Here is a 15,444-nt window from a genome sequence, read left to right as displayed (position 1 = left end):
ATCATGCAACTAATATCACTGTTTAACAATCAATTACGCGACTTTACAGGTCACACCCACGTTTTATTGAGGTTGAGCATTATTGTATAGGCACTCTCGTAGGCGTCCGTAATATCTTCCATAAAATCCGGGTGAATGGGATTGCACCGATGAGAGCGTCGCGGGTCGTCGAAGTTGATCACATAGAACTTCGGCTTCACCTTGTAGCCGTCAGGGTGGTTCAGCAGATGATTGTAGGCAATGGTGGACAAGTCGCTGAATTTGAAGTCATACACGTACATCAAGAAGCCCTTTTCAATCTGTTGCTTGATAAAATTGTTTACCACGGCGTATGACTTGCCGCTGCCCGGCGTACCCAACACGATGGACGCACGGAAGGGATTCACCACATTGATCCAACCGTTGTTCCAACGCTTTTTGTAATAGAAGCGTGTCGGCAAATTGACCGAATACTCGCTTTCGATGAGTCTTGTTTCCTGCATGAAACTCTCGTTCTCGTTGTTGAAAACATCCTCCATCAAATTGTGTTTCAACAGACGGCTCATCCACAGACCTCCCATCAACAGGCAGACATAGCCCGTACCGATGGTAAGGACATACAGCCCCATCACCGCCTCAATCGGAAGCGGCAGAGCCAGTATCCACCAGTTTAGGAAAAACAGCACGGACCCGGCGGCGAGTGCCGTCCATATTCTTCCCCAAGTGATTTTCTCTCCCTTGACCCCCTTTGTACCCAGACAGGACAGGGCAAGCAGCAGGACGGCAAACAGCTTTGTGTACAGTATGGAATGGAACAGCCCCGCCGTGCGGTCGAAGTTCAGAAGGATTCTGTCCACCACACCGATGTTCACGCCCCACAGCCGGATGACTTCGTAACAGAACCAGTACACGTTCATAACCACTAAAATAATACTCACGGCACGCAGAAAATCCATGATTTTCGCCAATGCCCTCAAATCGTCTTCTTGTTGTGACATACATTGATTTTTTAATTGTTGATACTCCGATTACAAACCCAAGCCCTTGCGCTTTTTCTTCTTTTTGCGCTTCATCGCCCGGATGAAAGCCTTTTCCTCAGCATCTACCGCCGGACCTTCGGGAGTGAGCAAGCCCATTCCGCCCGATACGTCTTCACGGTCGTATGCGGTCTGTCCGTATGCCTTGTCCGCAGCATCCATAGGGATGGATAACGGTATCGGCGGTTGTCCGGCGTATGGCAGGGTGAAGTGTTCCTGCAAGGCATTCGCCGAAAGCTCCTTGCCCATGCGAGAGCCGTTCAGTACACATCCTGTGCGGTGGTCGATAAACGTCGCTCCATAGATACGCCCTTCATCCGTGTAGCGCAGTACGGTGTCGATGCCCTTCTCTTTGAGTTGGGATACAAATTTGTCCTTGTCATAAGTGCCTTGCAGCACGGAAAGAACGGTGCGTTTCGTCATGTCGGCGAGCTTCCTGTCCTTAATCTCTGATTTGGAACGGATAAATTTTCTCTGTACGGCTTCATAACCTGCGGACTTCCCGAAAAGCGAGGACTTGAACGGGTTGCCCACCTTGTTACCCTTGTCGTCCGTGACGGAATAAACCAGCCCGTGATACTCCCGTCCGCGCACGTTGCCTCTCGCTTCCTCCACCGTCATATTATATAAGGAAAGGAGCGCACGGTATTCGCCCATCGTCTGAAAACGGTACTGCCCGTTCAGAGCCTTCACAGTGCCAGCCACCTGCTTCTTCACATCACCTGCCGATGCGTCCACCTTGCTTAGCGGCGTGTCAAGCCGGCGGTTCCTGCGCTCCGCGCCGTGCAGCCCGTATTTCTTCTCCAGCTCACGGGTGATTTGTTTGCTACGATAGTAGTTGTTCTTGTCGCTGATACATTTCCCGTTATCGTCCACCCGCACCGTCACGATGTGCAGGTGGTGGCGGTCGATGTCCTCGTGCTTGAAAACAAGATAAGGCTGGTTGCCGAAACCGAGTTTTTCCAGATACTCGCGGGCTATATCCTGCAATTCCGCATCGGTCAACACATCCTCCGGATGTGGGTTGAGCGAAATATGCACCACCGGCTTCTCCACCTTCATCTGTGGCGGCATGAAGGTGAGAAAACCCTCCATCGCCTTGTTGATGTCCACCTTTCCCGAACCGTCATTGTAGATGCGGTTGGTCGTAAGCAACCGCCCCTGCGCCTCGTTAATCTTCTCCCCGTTATAGGCAATCGCGCCGTACAACGAGTTTCCTACACTGATTTTTGCGACCATTTCGCCTCCATTTCCCTTGAAAGTTCCACAATCCGGCGGCTCAGTTTCACGAGTTCGACGGTGTGTTGCTCTAATTTGTAGAGCAACGCCATCGCCTTTTTCTCTGAAAAATGCAGCCTCAGTTCCTTCACGACTTGGTTGTAATTCGTACCCACGGCGCGGAACTGCGCATGAAAATCCGATAGCTTGGTGTAATAGTCCACCAGCGTCTTGTCCACCTTCAGCACCTTGAACGGCTGTCCGAAGAAGTGCGCTTTGAGGAAAACCGACCGTGCATAGACACCCGATTTTCCGAACATGGCGAGGAAACGATTGTGTTCCTCCTCGTTGAAACGGACGGTGTAACGGTACACCGCCGGATCAAGTTTGGGATTTCTCCCTGCTTTGCTTTTCCTTTTCTCTTTCATATTACTTTGGATTTAGCGGATTGACGGCATAAGCCGCCGCTTCGGATCACAGCACCGCAGTTCTGAAAGGCTTTCCGACTTCGGAGGGAAAGCCCGCCCCCTGCAAGGGCAAGGCGTTTTCCGGGATGCTCAAAATATTTTGAGCGGCTGAAAACATACCTTGCTATGTTCAGGTGAACATAAAAATCCGTCAGGGGACGGATGGGAAGATACCTTTCAGGACTCCGGGCCGCGCACCATCGGCGAACCCTGCTGTCCGGGGGGCAAAGTTACGCCCTTAAAGCTGTATTGGACAGATGCTTGACCCGGTCAATGACTGCCAACCGGCGCAACGTGCTGCCACTTGCCGGAGAAGTGATACAGGTTCCAAAATATACTTGTTTATTTGCAGCATGATTCAAGAAACGAACGATTTGAAAATATGAGAAAAGGAACATTCAAATACCCGGACAATCGCTTCGGCGGATACTTGCCGAAGCGGATACCCGAACCGTCGGAACCCCGGTTATCCGACAATCTGGTGAAGTACAGATTCAATGACTTCATGACGCAGTGTCGTCATTCATCACTTGTTCGCCGCACCGCTTCACCACAGAACCGGATACGCGATGACCCGCCCATGTGTCTGTTCACTGAAGCGGATAATGTAGCAACCAAATCCGCATATAAATAGAAAAAGAAATCTTCAACAATTAAAATAAATGGAACTATGAGTAAGGAAATCTTCGTTGCATTCGCAACACAGAAAGGTGGCATCGGCAAATCCACTGTCACGGCACTTGCCGCCAGCTACCTGCACAACGTGAAAGGCTACAATGTCGCCGTCGTGGACTGCGACGACCCGCAGCACAGCATCCACGGGCTGCGCGAACACGAAATGGGGCTTATCGACAGCAGCACCTACTTCAAGGCTCTCGCTTGCGACCATTTCCGCCGGATGAAAAAGAACGCCTACACCATCGTCAAGAGCAATGCGGTGAACGCCCTCGACGATGCCGAGAGGATGATTGCCACTGAGGACGTGAAACCCGACGTGGTGTTCTTCGACATGCCCGGCACACTCCGTAGTAACGGCGTGATAAAGACGCTCTCGCAGATGGACTACATCTTCACTCCGCTGAGTGCCGACCGCTTTGTTGTGGAGAGTACCCTGAAATTCGTCACAATGTTCCGCGACAGGCTGATGACTACCGGACAGGCGAAAACAAAGGGGCTTTATCTGTTTTGGACGATGGTGGACGGCAGGGAGAGGAACGACCTGTACGGCATCTACGAGGAAGTGATAGCCGAAATGGGCTTTCCGGTACTTTCCACCCGCTTGCCCGACAGCAAGAAGTTCCGCCGTGACCTTTCGGAAGAGCGCAAGAGCGTTTTCCGCTCCACCATCTTCCCGATGGACACGGCACTGCTGAAAGGGAGTGGCATCCGGGAGTTTTCCGAAGAGATAAGCGACATCATCAGACCGCAGTGAGCATGGGCAGCAGGAAAGTGAACACGGAAGGCATCGACGAGGAACTGCTGTTAGCTTCCATCGGGCGGCGCACACAGGACGGGACACTGCGCCCCGCACAGGAAGTACCCGCAGCTGCACCGACCGAAGAGGACACCGCCGCACCGGAACCACCTCCTGTGCAACCAGTAACACGGGAAAAAGCGCAGAGGGAAAGTGGCCGCCGGAAAAGGCAGGATGAGGACTATAACGAGCTGTTCCTGCGCCGCAACGAGATAAAGACCCGCCAGTGTGTCTATATCAGCCGCGATGTCCACGGCAAAATCCTCAGAATCGTGAACGACATCGCCGGAGGTGAAATCTCGGTGGGCGGCTATGTGGATACCGTGCTGCGCCAACATCTGGAACAGCACAAGGAGAGAATCAACGAACTGTACAAGAAACAACGTGAAGATCTGATTTGAAAATGGAAAAAGAAATGACACCGAATGAAAAAAGACCACAGCAAGACTGCGGAGGTATGTTTGCCCAAGTGCAGGCGAGTGTGGAAATCCTGTCGCCTGTCCCGGTAAGCGGCAAATGCTGCGAGAAGGACTATGAACGTCTGTTCATCCGTGACTCGGAAGTAAAGGCACGTGAGGGGAAGATGGCGTATGTGCGCCCGGAGTACCACGAGCGTATCATGTGTATCACCCGTGTAATCGGGCATGACCGGCTTATGCTGTCCGCTTACATCGACCATGTGCTGACGCATCACTTCAACCAGTGCGAGGATGCGATAAAGAGCCTTTATGCCCGAAATTATAATTCAGTATTCTAACCAAAAACGGAAGGATATGAATTACACAATCAGCATGACAGACATTCTGCTGGCGGTATCGGTCGGCTGCAACCTCTGGTTCCTGTTCCTGCTCCTTTACGAGCGCATCATGGACACGCGGATTGTCCGCTTCTTCAAGGGCATTGTCGGATTATGGCGGTCACTGGACGGGAATGAGGCTAAACGCATAGCGGCACACGAGGAAGTCCCTGCGGAAAAGGCGGACATCATCGGCAAGAGCCGTTTCAGGATGGCATCCACCCGGACAACCGCTGCCATACCGACGCAAGAAGCCGCCACTATGGAAAAAGGCATTGAGCTGTCGGAGGAAGAGGCTACTTTTGACGACGGAAAAACGGGAAACGCATCCCGCCCGGCACAAGTTCCGGAGGAAAAACTCGATGAGACCTTCACGAGCATACCGCCGGAGGAACTGGGATACGGGGACGACGAACCGGAAGAGGACGCCTCGGACACGCCACGGGCTTCGGGCAGCAGCTTTGACGAGATTGACGACGCCTGCAAGACCGCCAAGAACCCGGACGCGACACAGGCGGAACGTGAAAAGGCGGCGAAGGTGTTCACCGACATGGAGGGCACGGAGTTGTACGAGAAAATGATGGAAGGCTCTTCGGAGATAGGCATCCGCATCAAGGGGCTTATCGAGATTCGGCTGAAGAAACCTGAAAAGGAGTTCGTCGTGCCGGACAACATCGAGGAGTTCGACATTCGCAACTATGTATGACAACAATAAAAGAAATGAACATGAAAGAATGACATCAACCCACGCGGCGAGGAAACGCAAGGCGCATCCCTATCCGCAACGGACACGCCCACGTCCGTGGAAACAAACGGGCATCCACTAAAACCAAAGTAAAGAAACAAAGTATCAACCGCCCGACAAAGGACCATCCACCCTTTTGACGGCAAAAAACAAGAACAGTTTATGAACAAGAACATCTTGAAAAACAGAAAAGCAATCCTCTCCGCGGCACTTGTCATCGCCGCAACCGCCTCCGCTTTCGCGCAGGGAAACGGCATCGCGGGCATCAACGAAGCCACCTCTATGGTGAGTTCTTATTTCGACCCCGGAACTAAACTGATATACGCCATCGGTGCAGTCGTCGGGCTTATCGGGGGCGTAAAAGTGTACGGCAAGTTTTCATCGGGCGACCCCGACACCAGCAAGACAGCCGCCTCGTGGTTCGGCGCGTGCATCTTCCTGATTGTTGCCGCCACCATCCTGCGCTCATTCTTCCTTTAATAAATAATGTATGGCTGAATACCCAATCAACAAGGGTATCGGCCGTCCGGTAGAGTTCAAGGGCTTGAAGGCACAGTACCTCTTCATCTTCTGCGGAGGTCTGCTGGCTCTCTTCGTCCTGTTCGTCATCCTCTACATGGTCGGTATCGACCAGTGGATATGTATCGGCTTCGGCGCGGCATCGTCCTCCCTCCTTGTATGGCAGACCTTCGCGCTGAACGCCCGGTACGGCGAACACGGGCTGATGAAATTAGGAGCGGCACGGAGCCATCCCCGATACCTTATCAACCGGCGGCGGATACCCCGTCTGTTCAAACGACAACGAAAGGAAGAAAGACAATGAGGAATACATCGAAAATGACAACACTGGAAAACAGGTTCCCACTTTTAGCGGTGGAGCATGGCTGCATCATCTCAAAGGACGCCGACATCACGGTGGCTTTCGAGGTGGAACTGCCGGAACTTTACACCGTGACGGGTGCGGAGTACGAGGCGATACACAGTTGCTGGTGCAAGGCTATCAAGGTGCTGCCGGACTACTCCGTCGTCCACAAACAGGACTGGTTCATCAAGGAACGCTACAAACCGGAGCTTCAGAAGGACGACATGAGCTTTTTAAGCCGCTCTTTCGAGCGTCACTTCAACGAGCGTCCGTACCTGAAACACACCTGCTACCTCTACCTGACCAAGACAACAAAGGAGCGTAACCGGATGCAGAGCAATTTCAGCACGCTGTGCCGGGGACATATCATCCCGAAGGAGCTGGACAGGGAAACCACGACCAAGTTCTTGGAAGCCTGCGAACAGTTCGAGCGCATCATGAACGACAGCGGGCTTGTCAGGCTGCGCCGCCTCTCCACCGATGAGATTGTGGGTACTGAGGGAAATACGGGACTTATTGAACGCTACTTCTCGCTCATGTCGGAAGGTGACACCACCTTGCAGGACATCGAGCTTTCGGCAAGGGAGATGCGCATCGGCGACAACCGCCTGTGTCTGCACACCCTCTCCGACGCGGAAGACCTGCCGGGCAAGGTGGCTACCGACACCCGTTACGAGAAGCTCTCCACCGACCGGAGTGACTGCCGACTGTCATTCGCCTCCCCGGTGGGGCTTCTGCTCTCCTGCAACCATATCTACAACCAGTATGTGCTGATAGACAACAGTGAGGAAACCTTGCATAAGTTCGAGAAGTCCGCCCGTAACATGCAGTCGCTATCTCGCTATTCAAGGAGCAACAGCATCAACCGCGAGTGGATAGACCAATACCTGAACGAAGCCCATTCCTACGGACTGACCTCGGTACGGGCACACTTCAACGTCATGGCGTGGAGCGACGATGCGGAGGAACTGAAGCATATCAAGAACGACGTGGGCAGCCAGTTGGCAAGCATGGAATGCGTGCCGCGCCACAACACCATCGACTGCCCGACACTCTACTGGGCGGCGATACCCGGCAATGCGGCGGACTTCCCGGCGGAAGAGAGTTTCCACACCTTCATCGAACAGGCGGTGTGCCTGTTCACAGAGGAAACCAACTACCGCAACTCGCTCTCGCCCTTCGGCATCAAGATGGTGGACAGGCTCACGGGAAAACCGCTGCACCTTGACATCTCCGACCTGCCCATGAAGCGGGGTATCACGACCAACCGTAATAATACCCTATATTTTTACCATTTTTATATTGTTTGAGTTTGTATATAAATAACTGATATTTAGAGATTATTAGGAAAATGATTTGGCTTTTGATTTGCTGTTTTTTCCGATAATCTCTATTTTTGTATGCAAATCGTATGTACAAAATAGACGTATAACAATAAACAAGGCAGCCTATGTTCAAGTATTCAAAAGATGGCATATCCGTACTATCGGTACTGGATGCACGTAGGGCGAAGAAAAGCGGTCTGTTCCCTGTCAAGATACAAGTGATACACAACCGCAAGCAGAAATATTATTCCACCGGAAAGGAATTGTCCAAAGAGGACTGGGAAATCCTTGCCGAAAGCAAGAGCCGCAGACTGATTGAGATACGGGCAAGCGTGGAAAACAGTTTCTCCATCATAAAAAGCCAAGTGGAAGCCCTTGCGGAACGTGGGGACTTCTGTTTCGATGCGCTCAGCATGAGGTTGGGCAGGTGTACGGGTACAACCCTTAACACAGCCATACAGGGGAAAATAGACGCATTCAAACTCAACGGGCAGGTAAATTCCTATTATAACTACCGCAGCACGTTGAAAAGCATAGAACGGTTCGCAGGCGGCAGCGTGCCGTTCTCTGCGGTTTCTGCGGACTGGCTGTCACGCCTTGACAAGTTCCTGCGGAACGAGGGCAAGACCGTCACCACCATAAATTTCTATATGAAAGCCCTTAAATGCGTGGTGAATGACGCAAGACGCAACGGGATTTTAAGAGAAGCCCAATACCCGTTCGGCAGGGGGAAGTACGAGATTCCGAGCGGCAACAGCCGAAAGTTAGCCTTGACGATGGAACAGATAAAAAAAGTCGTGACATACAAGGGCAGCAAGACCGTTGAGAAGTACCGGGATTTTTGGTTTTTCTCCTACCTGTGCAACGGTATCAATTTCAGGGATATGCTTTTCTTGCGGTATGGGAACATCGTGGACGGTGAAATCTGCTTTGTACGCTCCAAGACATCGCACACGTCCAACCATATACGGGAAATAAGGGCGGTACTCACTCCCGAAATGCGGGATATTATAAAACGGTGGGGAAACCCTGACGATGGGAAACCCGATACTTTCCTGTTCAAGTACGCCAGAGAAACGGAGGACGAATTTGTCATTTCCAATATTGTCAGACGGGTAACGCACCGTTGCAACATCGCTTTGGCTAAAATAGCCCAAGCTGTCGGTGTCCCACGTTTCACGACCTATTCCGCCCGGCATTCCTATGCGACTGTCTTAAAACGCAGCGGAACGAACATCGCTTACATATCCGAGAGTTTGGGGCATTCAAGCCTTGCCATCACGGAGAACTACCTCGCCAGTTTCGAGCAGGAGGAGCGGATAAGGAATGCGCAGTTATTAACCAAATTCGATTGAGCCATGCCGAACAAGAAAACCAAGACGGTGAAGATTAGACACCTTGAATGTTTCAGTGCCATTTACGGGGAACTGGCGCAGAATCCCGAATACGCAGGCTACGAAATAGAAGAAGCCGTACTGCAAGTGAAATCATATATTCCCCCTACTGTTAAAGACGTGGACAAGGCGATAGAGAAAATAAGGTTCAGCCATGCCACCCGTAAATACAAGTACCCCGTATTCGAGGGCAGGGAACTGATAGACCAAAAGACATTGGCGAAAATGGCGGGCGTGAGCAGGCAGACCGTAGCCCGGTGGGAGGAACTCGGTTTCATATCCCGTTCGGACATAGGGCTGTCGGGAAACAAATATTTCGTAATAAAAGAAGTCGTTTCCCAACTTGAAAGGTTAAAGGATGTGAAATAGCGGCATTCGCATAATCACTTAACATACATAGGACAAACGGTGTGTTGGAAGGACAAAATCACCAATACATCGTTTGTCCCTTTTTTTATCCCGCTCCAATCTTGCCGGATGTCCTGCATTGTCCCAAGTTGTCCGGTCTGTGTCAAGTGATTAGTAATTGAATAATCGGTTTCTTTTATTCTTCCTTTGCGGCATCAACCGGTTGCAACGGCTATGACGGTAGCCAAGTAATAACTAAAAAAGGAAGAAAATATGACGAACATTATTCTGACAACGCCCGAAGAACTCCGGGCTATCGTGAGCGAAACCGTTTCCCAGTCATTGGCAGGATTCACCCAGCCGAGGAACGAACCCGACAACCTCACGCCCGATGTGGCGGTAGAGGTGCTGGAACGACACGGTTTTCTGATTTCAAAGGCACGGCTCTACAAGCTGACCGCAAAAAAGGAAGTGCCGTTCCGCAAATACGGGAACAAATTGCTTTTCTCACGGAAAGAGCTTCTCACGTGGGCGGAAAACCTTGCAAAAAGGGTGAACGACAAGGACGAGGCGGCACTCGCCATCGCCAAGAGCGCAAACCGGAAAATCCGTAACTATGGAAAATAAGAGGAAAGAAGAAGCCGGGCAGGGTGTTACCATGCAGAAAGAGGATTTCGCAGCCCTTTGGAAAACCATTCATTTAAAGGTGACGGACACTTACGAAGTGCCGCCCGAAATACTCTGGGTGAACGGCTCTACCATTGGCACGCTGGGTAATTTCAGCGCATCCACAGGCAAAGCCAAGAGCAAAAAGACATTCAATATTTCCGCCATTGTTGCGGCAGCGTTGAAGAATGACGAGGTACTGAAGTATTCGGCATACCTGCCACCGAACAAACGGAAAATCCTCTATGTAGATACCGAGCAGAGCAAATACCATTGCCATAAGGTCATGGAGCGTATTTTGCGACTTGCCGGACTGCCTACCGACAAGGACAGGGACGATTTTGTTTTCATCGTGCTAAGAGAGCAGACCCCCGACAAGCGGAAACAGATTATCGGCTATATGCTTGAAAATATGCCCGATGTGGGGTTGCTCATCATTGACGGAATCCGTGACTTGATGTACGACATCAACAGCCCCAGCGAATCAACCGACCTAATCAACCTTTTGATGCGCTGGTCAAGTGGGTATAACCTGCATATCCACACCGTGCTGCATTTGAACAAGGGGGATGACAACACAAGGGGGCATATCGGTACGGAACTGAACAACAAGGCTGAAACCGTCCTGCAAATCACGAAAAGCCAGCAGGACGGCAACATAAGCGAGGTAAAGGCGATGCACATACGTGACCGGGAATTTGACCCGTTCGCATTCCGTATCAATGACAACGCTTTACCCGAAATCGTGGATGATTATGTATTCCAACAACCTAAGCAGGACAGGAACTTTTCGCTTACGGAACTGACTGAACAGCAACACCGGGAAGCGTTGGAGAACGGTTTCGGCAAGCAGGTGGTACAAGGCTATTCCAATGTCATAGCGGCATTGAAACAGGGTTATGCGAGTATCGGTTACGAGCGTGGACGCAATGTTCTTGTGTCGCTTAACAAGTTTCTTGTGAACAAGCGCATGATTGTGAAAGAGGGCAAGGGCTACCGCTATAATCCCGATTTCCATTATTAAAAGTCAGTTTGGTTTAGTCCGGGTGTATATACAAGAGGAACGGACTTACTATTTCCCAGTATCGGAACAGGCAGGTTTAGTATGGTACGGGTGTATATATAACGGACTAAACAGGACTGGTGCACTTTTCAACTATTTTTTTATCCCCAAAAAGAAAATGTTATGAACATCGAAGATGTGAAACAAATACCCATCGCAGACTATCTGCACAGTTTAGGTTACTCTCCTGTCAAACAGCAGGGTAACGGTTTATGGTACAAATCACCGTTAAGGGAGGAACACGAACCGTCTTTCAAGGTGAACACTGACCGCAACCTTTGGTATGACTTTGGCGCAGGCAAGGGCGGCAACCTCATCGCACTGGCAAAGGAACTCTATTGTTCAGACAGCTTGCCATACCTTTTAAACCGGATAGCGGAACAGACACCGCACATCCGTCCGGTCAGTTTTTCTTTTCCCCAGCGTAGGAAAGAACCGAGTTTCCAGCATTTGGAAGTCCGTGACCTTACCCATCCGGCATTGCTCCGTTACTTGCAGGGACGGGGTATCAATATCGAACTGGCAAAAAGAGAATGTAAGGAACTCCATTTTACCAATAACGGCAGACCGTTCTTCGCTATCGGTTTCCCGAACATGACAGGAGGTTATGAGGTGCGCAACTCTTTTTTCAAAGGCTGCATCGCCCCGAAAGACATCACCCATATACGGCAGCAGGGAGAGCCGAGAGAGAAATGTCTGGTGTTCGAGGGTTTCATGGACTACCTCTCTTTCCTTACGCTCCGCATGAGGAACTGTCCGACCATGCCCGACCTTGACAGGCAGGATTATGTCATTCTTAACTCTACCGCCAATGTGTCGAAAGCCCTTGACGTGATGTCCCTGTATGAACGCATCCACTGTATGCTTGACAATGACAAGGCTGGATATGAAGCGACACGGGATATCGAGTTGGAATACTCCTACCGTGTACGTGACTTCTCACACAATTACAGGGGATATTCGGACTTGAACGATTACCTGTGCGGCAGGAAGCAGGAACAGAAAAACGAAGCCAGCCAAGTGCAGGAAACGAAGCAGGAAACCGGACAACGTGCCGCCCCAAGACAAAAGAGAGGCAGGGGCATTTAATCCGGCAGGACTATCAACGGCTGGCGGTTTATTTGGAGAGCAAGGTTATGTTTCGGTAAACCGAAACTACCTTGCTTTGCTCACCGCAAAGAAAATTTCTCCCGTTGGTCGCAATTTTTAAGACACCATTCAAACGTAAAAAACCATGACGAGTATAAAGGACAAGCCGGGGGGACGTCCGGCAAAGAAACGGATAGAGAAGCAGCAACGGGTTGTCAGTACGAAACTGACCGAGTTGCAGTATTACGCCATCAGGAAGCGAGCCGGGGAAGCCGGGTTGCGTGTCAGTGAGTATGTAAGGCAGGCGGTTGTTTCGGCAGAGGTCATACCCCGGCTGAACAGGCAGGATGCGGACACCATCCGCAAACTGGCAGGGGAAGCCAACAACATCAACCAGTTGGCGCACCGGGCGAATGCCGGAGGTTTCGCACTGGTGGCGGTGGAACTGGTGAAGCTCAAAAACAGGATTATTGGAATCATAAACCATTTGTCGGATGATTGGAAAAATAAAAAAGGGAAGCGGTTTTAAGGGCTGTGTGAACTATGTGCTCGGCAAGGAGCAGGCGGTTTTGCTTCATGCGGACGGGGTTCTGACTGAAAGCCGGGGTGATATAATCCGCAGCTTCTGTATGCAGACCGGGATGAATCCCGATTTGAAGAAGCCTGTCGGACATATTGCGTTAAGTTATTCGACAGTGGATGCGCCCAAATTGACAGACGGGAAGATGGTACAGCTTGCGCAGGAGTATATGCGTGAAATGAAAATCACCAATACGCAGTATATCATCGTGCGTCATCAAGACCGGGAACATCCGCACGTGCATATCGTGTTCAACCGCATAGACAATAACGGCAAGACCATTTCGGACAGGAACGATATGTACCGTAACGAACAGGTATGCAAGAAGCTGAAAGCCAAACACGGGCTTTATTTCGCTGGTGGAAAAGAACAGGTAAAGCAGCACCGACTGAAAGAGCCGGACAAGTCGAAATACGAGATTTACACGGCTGTGAAGAACGAAATCGGCAAATCCCGTAACTGGCAGCAGTTACAGGAGCGGTTAGCAGAAAAGGGTATTACCGTCCGGTTCAAACGAAAGGGACAGACCGACGAGATACAGGGCATATCCTTTTCCAAAGGTGAATACACGTTCAAGGGTTCGGAGATAGACCGGAGTTTCAGTTTTTCCAAACTGGACAAATGTTTCGGGTATGCAGGAATGAATGTTGCCGGAAGCCAACGGCAAACAACTTTCGCGCCCGTTCGGGAACAAGCACCTGTACCGGGCAAGGCTGACAGTCCGTTGATAACTGGTTCGCTCGGTCTGTTTTCCGCTTCTTCTCCCCCAGTGGATGAAGAACCTAATTTTAATTTGAGAAAGAAGAAGAAAAAGAAAAAACAACTTAAATTGTAAATACATGGAGGAAAATTTGATTTTAGAGGGGCTTCTCTCAATGGTTACGGAATTGAAAGAGAAGCAGGAAGCACAGGTAACGCCAGCCAGTCGGGAAGAAACTATCGAAAGGCTGAACGCAATCGAACAGGCATTGTCGGAACTGCACAATAATCCGGCTGTTCCCGAAAAGGAATTGCAGGCTATCCAAAGCCAACTTGCCGACATAAAGAATACGGAACAGGAGCAGCAGCAATCCATAGGAGAAGTGAGAAAATTTGTAACGGCTACCTACCGTTGTCTGAAAGAAATGCTGGATGCGTTGGATTCTTACCATAAGGAACGCACAACTGAAAAAGCGGAAACCGAACCAGCATCGCTGTCCCAGCGGATAAGCGGTTTGTTGCGTCCGAAACTGCTTCTCTTTTTGGCAGGGCTGGTTATCTGTTTCGTTTCCTTGTTCCTGAATATCCATTTGGCTGGACGGATGCAGCAGTTGCAGGACAACGATATGAAATACCGCTACATTCTGATGAAAGGGGAAGCGGACGGGGACTGCCTTGATTTGCTGGAAACGAATTTCAGTAGGGAACGGGATAACGTTTTCATCCAAAACTTGACTGATTCGGTGACGGATTTTGAATACCGCAGTAGGAAGCAGGCGGAAGCGTTGGAGCGTGCAAGGCTGCTCAATGAACAAGCCGAGCGGTTGAAAAAGGAAGCCAACCGACTGGGCAAGCCATAAACCGGGAAAACAAGGGATACAAACTGTAAATGTTAAAGCCCACCCAATATATGGAGAAAAGTGCAGTGCATCTTCGTGGTGTATTGCACTTTTTCTATATTTGCGGATAGTCTAATTTGAAAAGCCCAAAATCCCCAATCCGCTGAATTGTTTGGATGATGATTAGGCAATGATTTAATTGTGAATAGGAACTGCACCTACGGGGGCGTTTGCTGAAGTAAATATACTTGACAGATGCTATTATGAAGACATTAGCAACAATCAAATCATTATCGTTATTATGGACATCTAAAGTAAAAAAGATATTCCTATAATGATTAAAGCAATAGATGCAAATATGTATCTATATCTTTTTGTAGAAAACATTGCTCCTATACAGGAGATAGATACAGCAAATTGCATACATTTCAAACTTAACTCTGTAGTCTTAAATATACACATAGACAAAAAAGATAATGCCAAAACAAATATTATAGCATTCAATATATATTTCAGTTTCATATTACTTTGATTTACATTGACCTTATTATCAGTAGCATATAAATTGCTCATCCTATCCCAATAACCAATCCTATGTAAGAGAACAAGGTGAATCTCTTTTCCTTGTATTTCAGCACATAGACCAGCCCGATAATAGCACATAAAGGAATATTAGATGAATCTGCATTTTCCCTTTGTTTACAAGGTATTTATATGTTCTTTCATCCTTTCTTTGCTCAATTTGCGAATCTCACGGTTCTCTTTGTTTTGTTGTAGCATACATTTATGCAACTTAATGTTCCTATGATTCAGTTTAATCTATTTTCTCTAATTCAATTGTAGCTACTTTCTCTTTATCTGGA

Annotated in this window: 17 protein-coding genes and 2 pseudogenes; 16 read left to right on the top strand and 3 right to left on the bottom strand. The window is 49.7% G+C overall.

Going from position 1 to position 15,444, the window contains the following annotated elements; all coding sequences use genetic code 11:
* Positions 1-53: 53 nt before the first annotated feature.
* The 3 genes and pseudogenes from DXD65_RS20315 to mobA form a co-directional block, all read right to left on the bottom strand.
* Positions 54-977: pseudogene (locus DXD65_RS20315) on the bottom strand (YWFCY domain-containing protein); the annotation flags it as partial.
* Positions 978-1,007: 30 nt separating this feature from the next.
* Complete coding sequence (gene mobB / locus DXD65_RS20310) at positions 1,008-2,255, bottom strand: conjugal transfer protein MobB (protein ID WP_002560989.1); 1,248 nt, start codon at positions 2,253-2,255, stop codon at positions 1,008-1,010.
* The gene (mobA, locus tag DXD65_RS20305; RefSeq protein WP_002560988.1) at positions 2,234-2,662 is read right to left on the bottom strand and encodes a conjugal transfer protein MobA; all 429 of its coding nucleotides are present in this window, start codon (positions 2,660-2,662) and stop codon (positions 2,234-2,236) included. The genes mobB and mobA overlap by 22 nt, the downstream gene beginning before the upstream one ends.
* A 421-nt stretch (positions 2,663-3,083) precedes the next feature.
* Here mobA and DXD65_RS20295 point away from each other — a divergent pair, with 421 nt between their 5' ends.
* The 16 genes and pseudogenes from DXD65_RS20295 (at position 3,084) to DXD65_RS20220 (ending at position 14,602) form a co-directional block, all read left to right on the top strand.
* The gene (locus tag DXD65_RS20295; protein WP_032529375.1) at positions 3,084-3,335 is read left to right on the top strand and encodes a hypothetical protein; all 252 of its coding nucleotides are present in this window, start codon (positions 3,084-3,086) and stop codon (positions 3,333-3,335) included.
* A gap of 36 nt (positions 3,336-3,371) precedes the next feature.
* Positions 3,372-4,133 carry a ParA family protein gene (locus tag DXD65_RS20290; protein ID WP_002560987.1) on the top strand — a complete coding sequence of 254 codons (762 nt, stop codon included), beginning with the start codon at positions 3,372-3,374 and terminating at the stop codon, positions 4,131-4,133.
* A 2-nt stretch (positions 4,134-4,135) separates the two neighbouring features.
* Positions 4,136-4,576: a DUF3408 domain-containing protein gene (locus tag DXD65_RS20285; protein ID WP_002560986.1), complete on the top strand. Its 441-nt coding sequence runs from the start codon at positions 4,136-4,138 to the stop codon at positions 4,574-4,576.
* A 2-nt stretch (positions 4,577-4,578) separates the two neighbouring features.
* Positions 4,579-4,932, top strand: coding sequence for a DUF3408 domain-containing protein (locus DXD65_RS20280; protein ID WP_025880727.1), 354 nt, complete (start codon positions 4,579-4,581; stop codon positions 4,930-4,932).
* Between the two features lie 16 nt (positions 4,933-4,948).
* Complete coding sequence (locus DXD65_RS20275) at positions 4,949-5,677, top strand: hypothetical protein (protein WP_008764732.1); 729 nt, start codon at positions 4,949-4,951, stop codon at positions 5,675-5,677.
* Positions 5,678-5,878: 201 nt separating this feature from the next.
* The gene (locus DXD65_RS20270; protein WP_002560983.1) at positions 5,879-6,196 is read left to right on the top strand and encodes a DUF4134 domain-containing protein; all 318 of its coding nucleotides are present in this window, start codon (positions 5,879-5,881) and stop codon (positions 6,194-6,196) included.
* Positions 6,197-6,206: 10 nt separating this feature from the next.
* The gene (locus DXD65_RS20265) at positions 6,207-6,539 is read left to right on the top strand and encodes a DUF4133 domain-containing protein (protein ID WP_008764731.1); all 333 of its coding nucleotides are present in this window, start codon (positions 6,207-6,209) and stop codon (positions 6,537-6,539) included.
* Positions 6,536-7,852 (top strand): annotated as a pseudogene (locus DXD65_RS20260) (TraG family conjugative transposon ATPase); the annotation flags it as partial. The gene DXD65_RS20265 and the pseudogene DXD65_RS20260, both read left to right, overlap by 4 nt.
* Before the next feature lie 176 nt (positions 7,853-8,028).
* Positions 8,029-9,258: a site-specific integrase gene (locus DXD65_RS20255; RefSeq protein ID WP_117678389.1), complete on the top strand. Its 1,230-nt coding sequence runs from the start codon at positions 8,029-8,031 to the stop codon at positions 9,256-9,258.
* Between the two features lie 3 nt (positions 9,259-9,261).
* Entirely contained in the window at positions 9,262-9,666 is a 405-nt protein-coding gene (locus DXD65_RS20250; RefSeq protein WP_102408426.1) for a MerR family transcriptional regulator, read from the top strand.
* A 252-nt stretch (positions 9,667-9,918) separates the two neighbouring features.
* Complete coding sequence (locus DXD65_RS20245; protein WP_005856071.1) at positions 9,919-10,272, top strand: helix-turn-helix domain-containing protein; 354 nt, start codon at positions 9,919-9,921, stop codon at positions 10,270-10,272.
* Positions 10,262-11,335 carry an AAA family ATPase gene (locus DXD65_RS20240; RefSeq protein ID WP_007656440.1) on the top strand — a complete coding sequence of 358 codons (1,074 nt, stop codon included), beginning with the start codon at positions 10,262-10,264 and terminating at the stop codon, positions 11,333-11,335. Before DXD65_RS20245 ends, DXD65_RS20240 begins: the two co-directional genes overlap by 11 nt.
* 162 nt (positions 11,336-11,497) lie before the next feature.
* A complete protein-coding gene (locus tag DXD65_RS20235; protein ID WP_007656447.1) occupies positions 11,498-12,463 on the top strand; it encodes a toprim domain-containing protein in 966 nt (321 codons plus the stop codon).
* Positions 12,464-12,608: 145 nt separating this feature from the next.
* Entirely contained in the window at positions 12,609-12,992 is a 384-nt protein-coding gene (locus DXD65_RS20230; RefSeq protein WP_004315361.1) for a MobC family plasmid mobilization relaxosome protein, read from the top strand.
* Entirely contained in the window at positions 12,958-13,878 is a 921-nt protein-coding gene (locus tag DXD65_RS20225) for a relaxase/mobilization nuclease domain-containing protein (protein ID WP_117678390.1), read from the top strand. The genes DXD65_RS20230 and DXD65_RS20225 overlap by 35 nt, the downstream gene beginning before the upstream one ends.
* 4 nt (positions 13,879-13,882) lie before the next feature.
* The gene (locus DXD65_RS20220) at positions 13,883-14,602 is read left to right on the top strand and encodes a hypothetical protein (protein WP_117543722.1); all 720 of its coding nucleotides are present in this window, start codon (positions 13,883-13,885) and stop codon (positions 14,600-14,602) included.
* The last annotated feature ends 842 nt before the right edge of the window (positions 14,603-15,444 follow it).

This window comes from Bacteroides sp. 4_1_36 (assembly GCF_003466325.1).
Lineage (GTDB): Bacteria > Bacteroidota > Bacteroidia > Bacteroidales > Bacteroidaceae > Bacteroides > Bacteroides uniformis.
The sequence above is the reverse complement of the archived record's forward strand: the minus strand, read 5'-3'. Positions and strand labels throughout refer to the sequence as shown.

Bases quoted from the DNA above. Each gene is read 5' to 3' on its own strand.
- mobB (WP_002560989.1), bottom strand. From the start codon at position 2,255: ATGGTCGCAAAAATCAGTGTAGGAAACTCGTTGTACGGCGCGATTGCC.
- mobA (WP_002560988.1), bottom strand. From the start codon at position 2,662: ATGAAAGAGAAAAGGAAAAGCAAAGCAGGGAGAAATCCCAAACTTGAT.
- DXD65_RS20295 (WP_032529375.1), top strand. From the start codon at position 3,084: ATGAGAAAAGGAACATTCAAATACCCGGACAATCGCTTCGGCGGATAC.
- DXD65_RS20290 (WP_002560987.1), top strand. From the start codon at position 3,372: ATGAGTAAGGAAATCTTCGTTGCATTCGCAACACAGAAAGGTGGCATC.
- DXD65_RS20285 (WP_002560986.1), top strand. From the start codon at position 4,136: ATGGGCAGCAGGAAAGTGAACACGGAAGGCATCGACGAGGAACTGCTG.
- DXD65_RS20280 (WP_025880727.1), top strand. From the start codon at position 4,579: ATGGAAAAAGAAATGACACCGAATGAAAAAAGACCACAGCAAGACTGC.
- DXD65_RS20275 (WP_008764732.1), top strand. From the start codon at position 4,949: ATGAATTACACAATCAGCATGACAGACATTCTGCTGGCGGTATCGGTC.
- DXD65_RS20270 (WP_002560983.1), top strand. From the start codon at position 5,879: ATGAACAAGAACATCTTGAAAAACAGAAAAGCAATCCTCTCCGCGGCA.
- DXD65_RS20265 (WP_008764731.1), top strand. From the start codon at position 6,207: ATGGCTGAATACCCAATCAACAAGGGTATCGGCCGTCCGGTAGAGTTC.
- DXD65_RS20255 (WP_117678389.1), top strand. From the start codon at position 8,029: ATGTTCAAGTATTCAAAAGATGGCATATCCGTACTATCGGTACTGGAT.
- DXD65_RS20250 (WP_102408426.1), top strand. From the start codon at position 9,262: ATGCCGAACAAGAAAACCAAGACGGTGAAGATTAGACACCTTGAATGT.
- DXD65_RS20245 (WP_005856071.1), top strand. From the start codon at position 9,919: ATGACGAACATTATTCTGACAACGCCCGAAGAACTCCGGGCTATCGTG.
- DXD65_RS20240 (WP_007656440.1), top strand. From the start codon at position 10,262: ATGGAAAATAAGAGGAAAGAAGAAGCCGGGCAGGGTGTTACCATGCAG.
- DXD65_RS20235 (WP_007656447.1), top strand. From the start codon at position 11,498: ATGAACATCGAAGATGTGAAACAAATACCCATCGCAGACTATCTGCAC.
- DXD65_RS20230 (WP_004315361.1), top strand. From the start codon at position 12,609: ATGACGAGTATAAAGGACAAGCCGGGGGGACGTCCGGCAAAGAAACGG.
- DXD65_RS20225 (WP_117678390.1), top strand. From the start codon at position 12,958: ATGATTGGAAAAATAAAAAAGGGAAGCGGTTTTAAGGGCTGTGTGAAC.
- DXD65_RS20220 (WP_117543722.1), top strand. From the start codon at position 13,883: ATGGAGGAAAATTTGATTTTAGAGGGGCTTCTCTCAATGGTTACGGAA.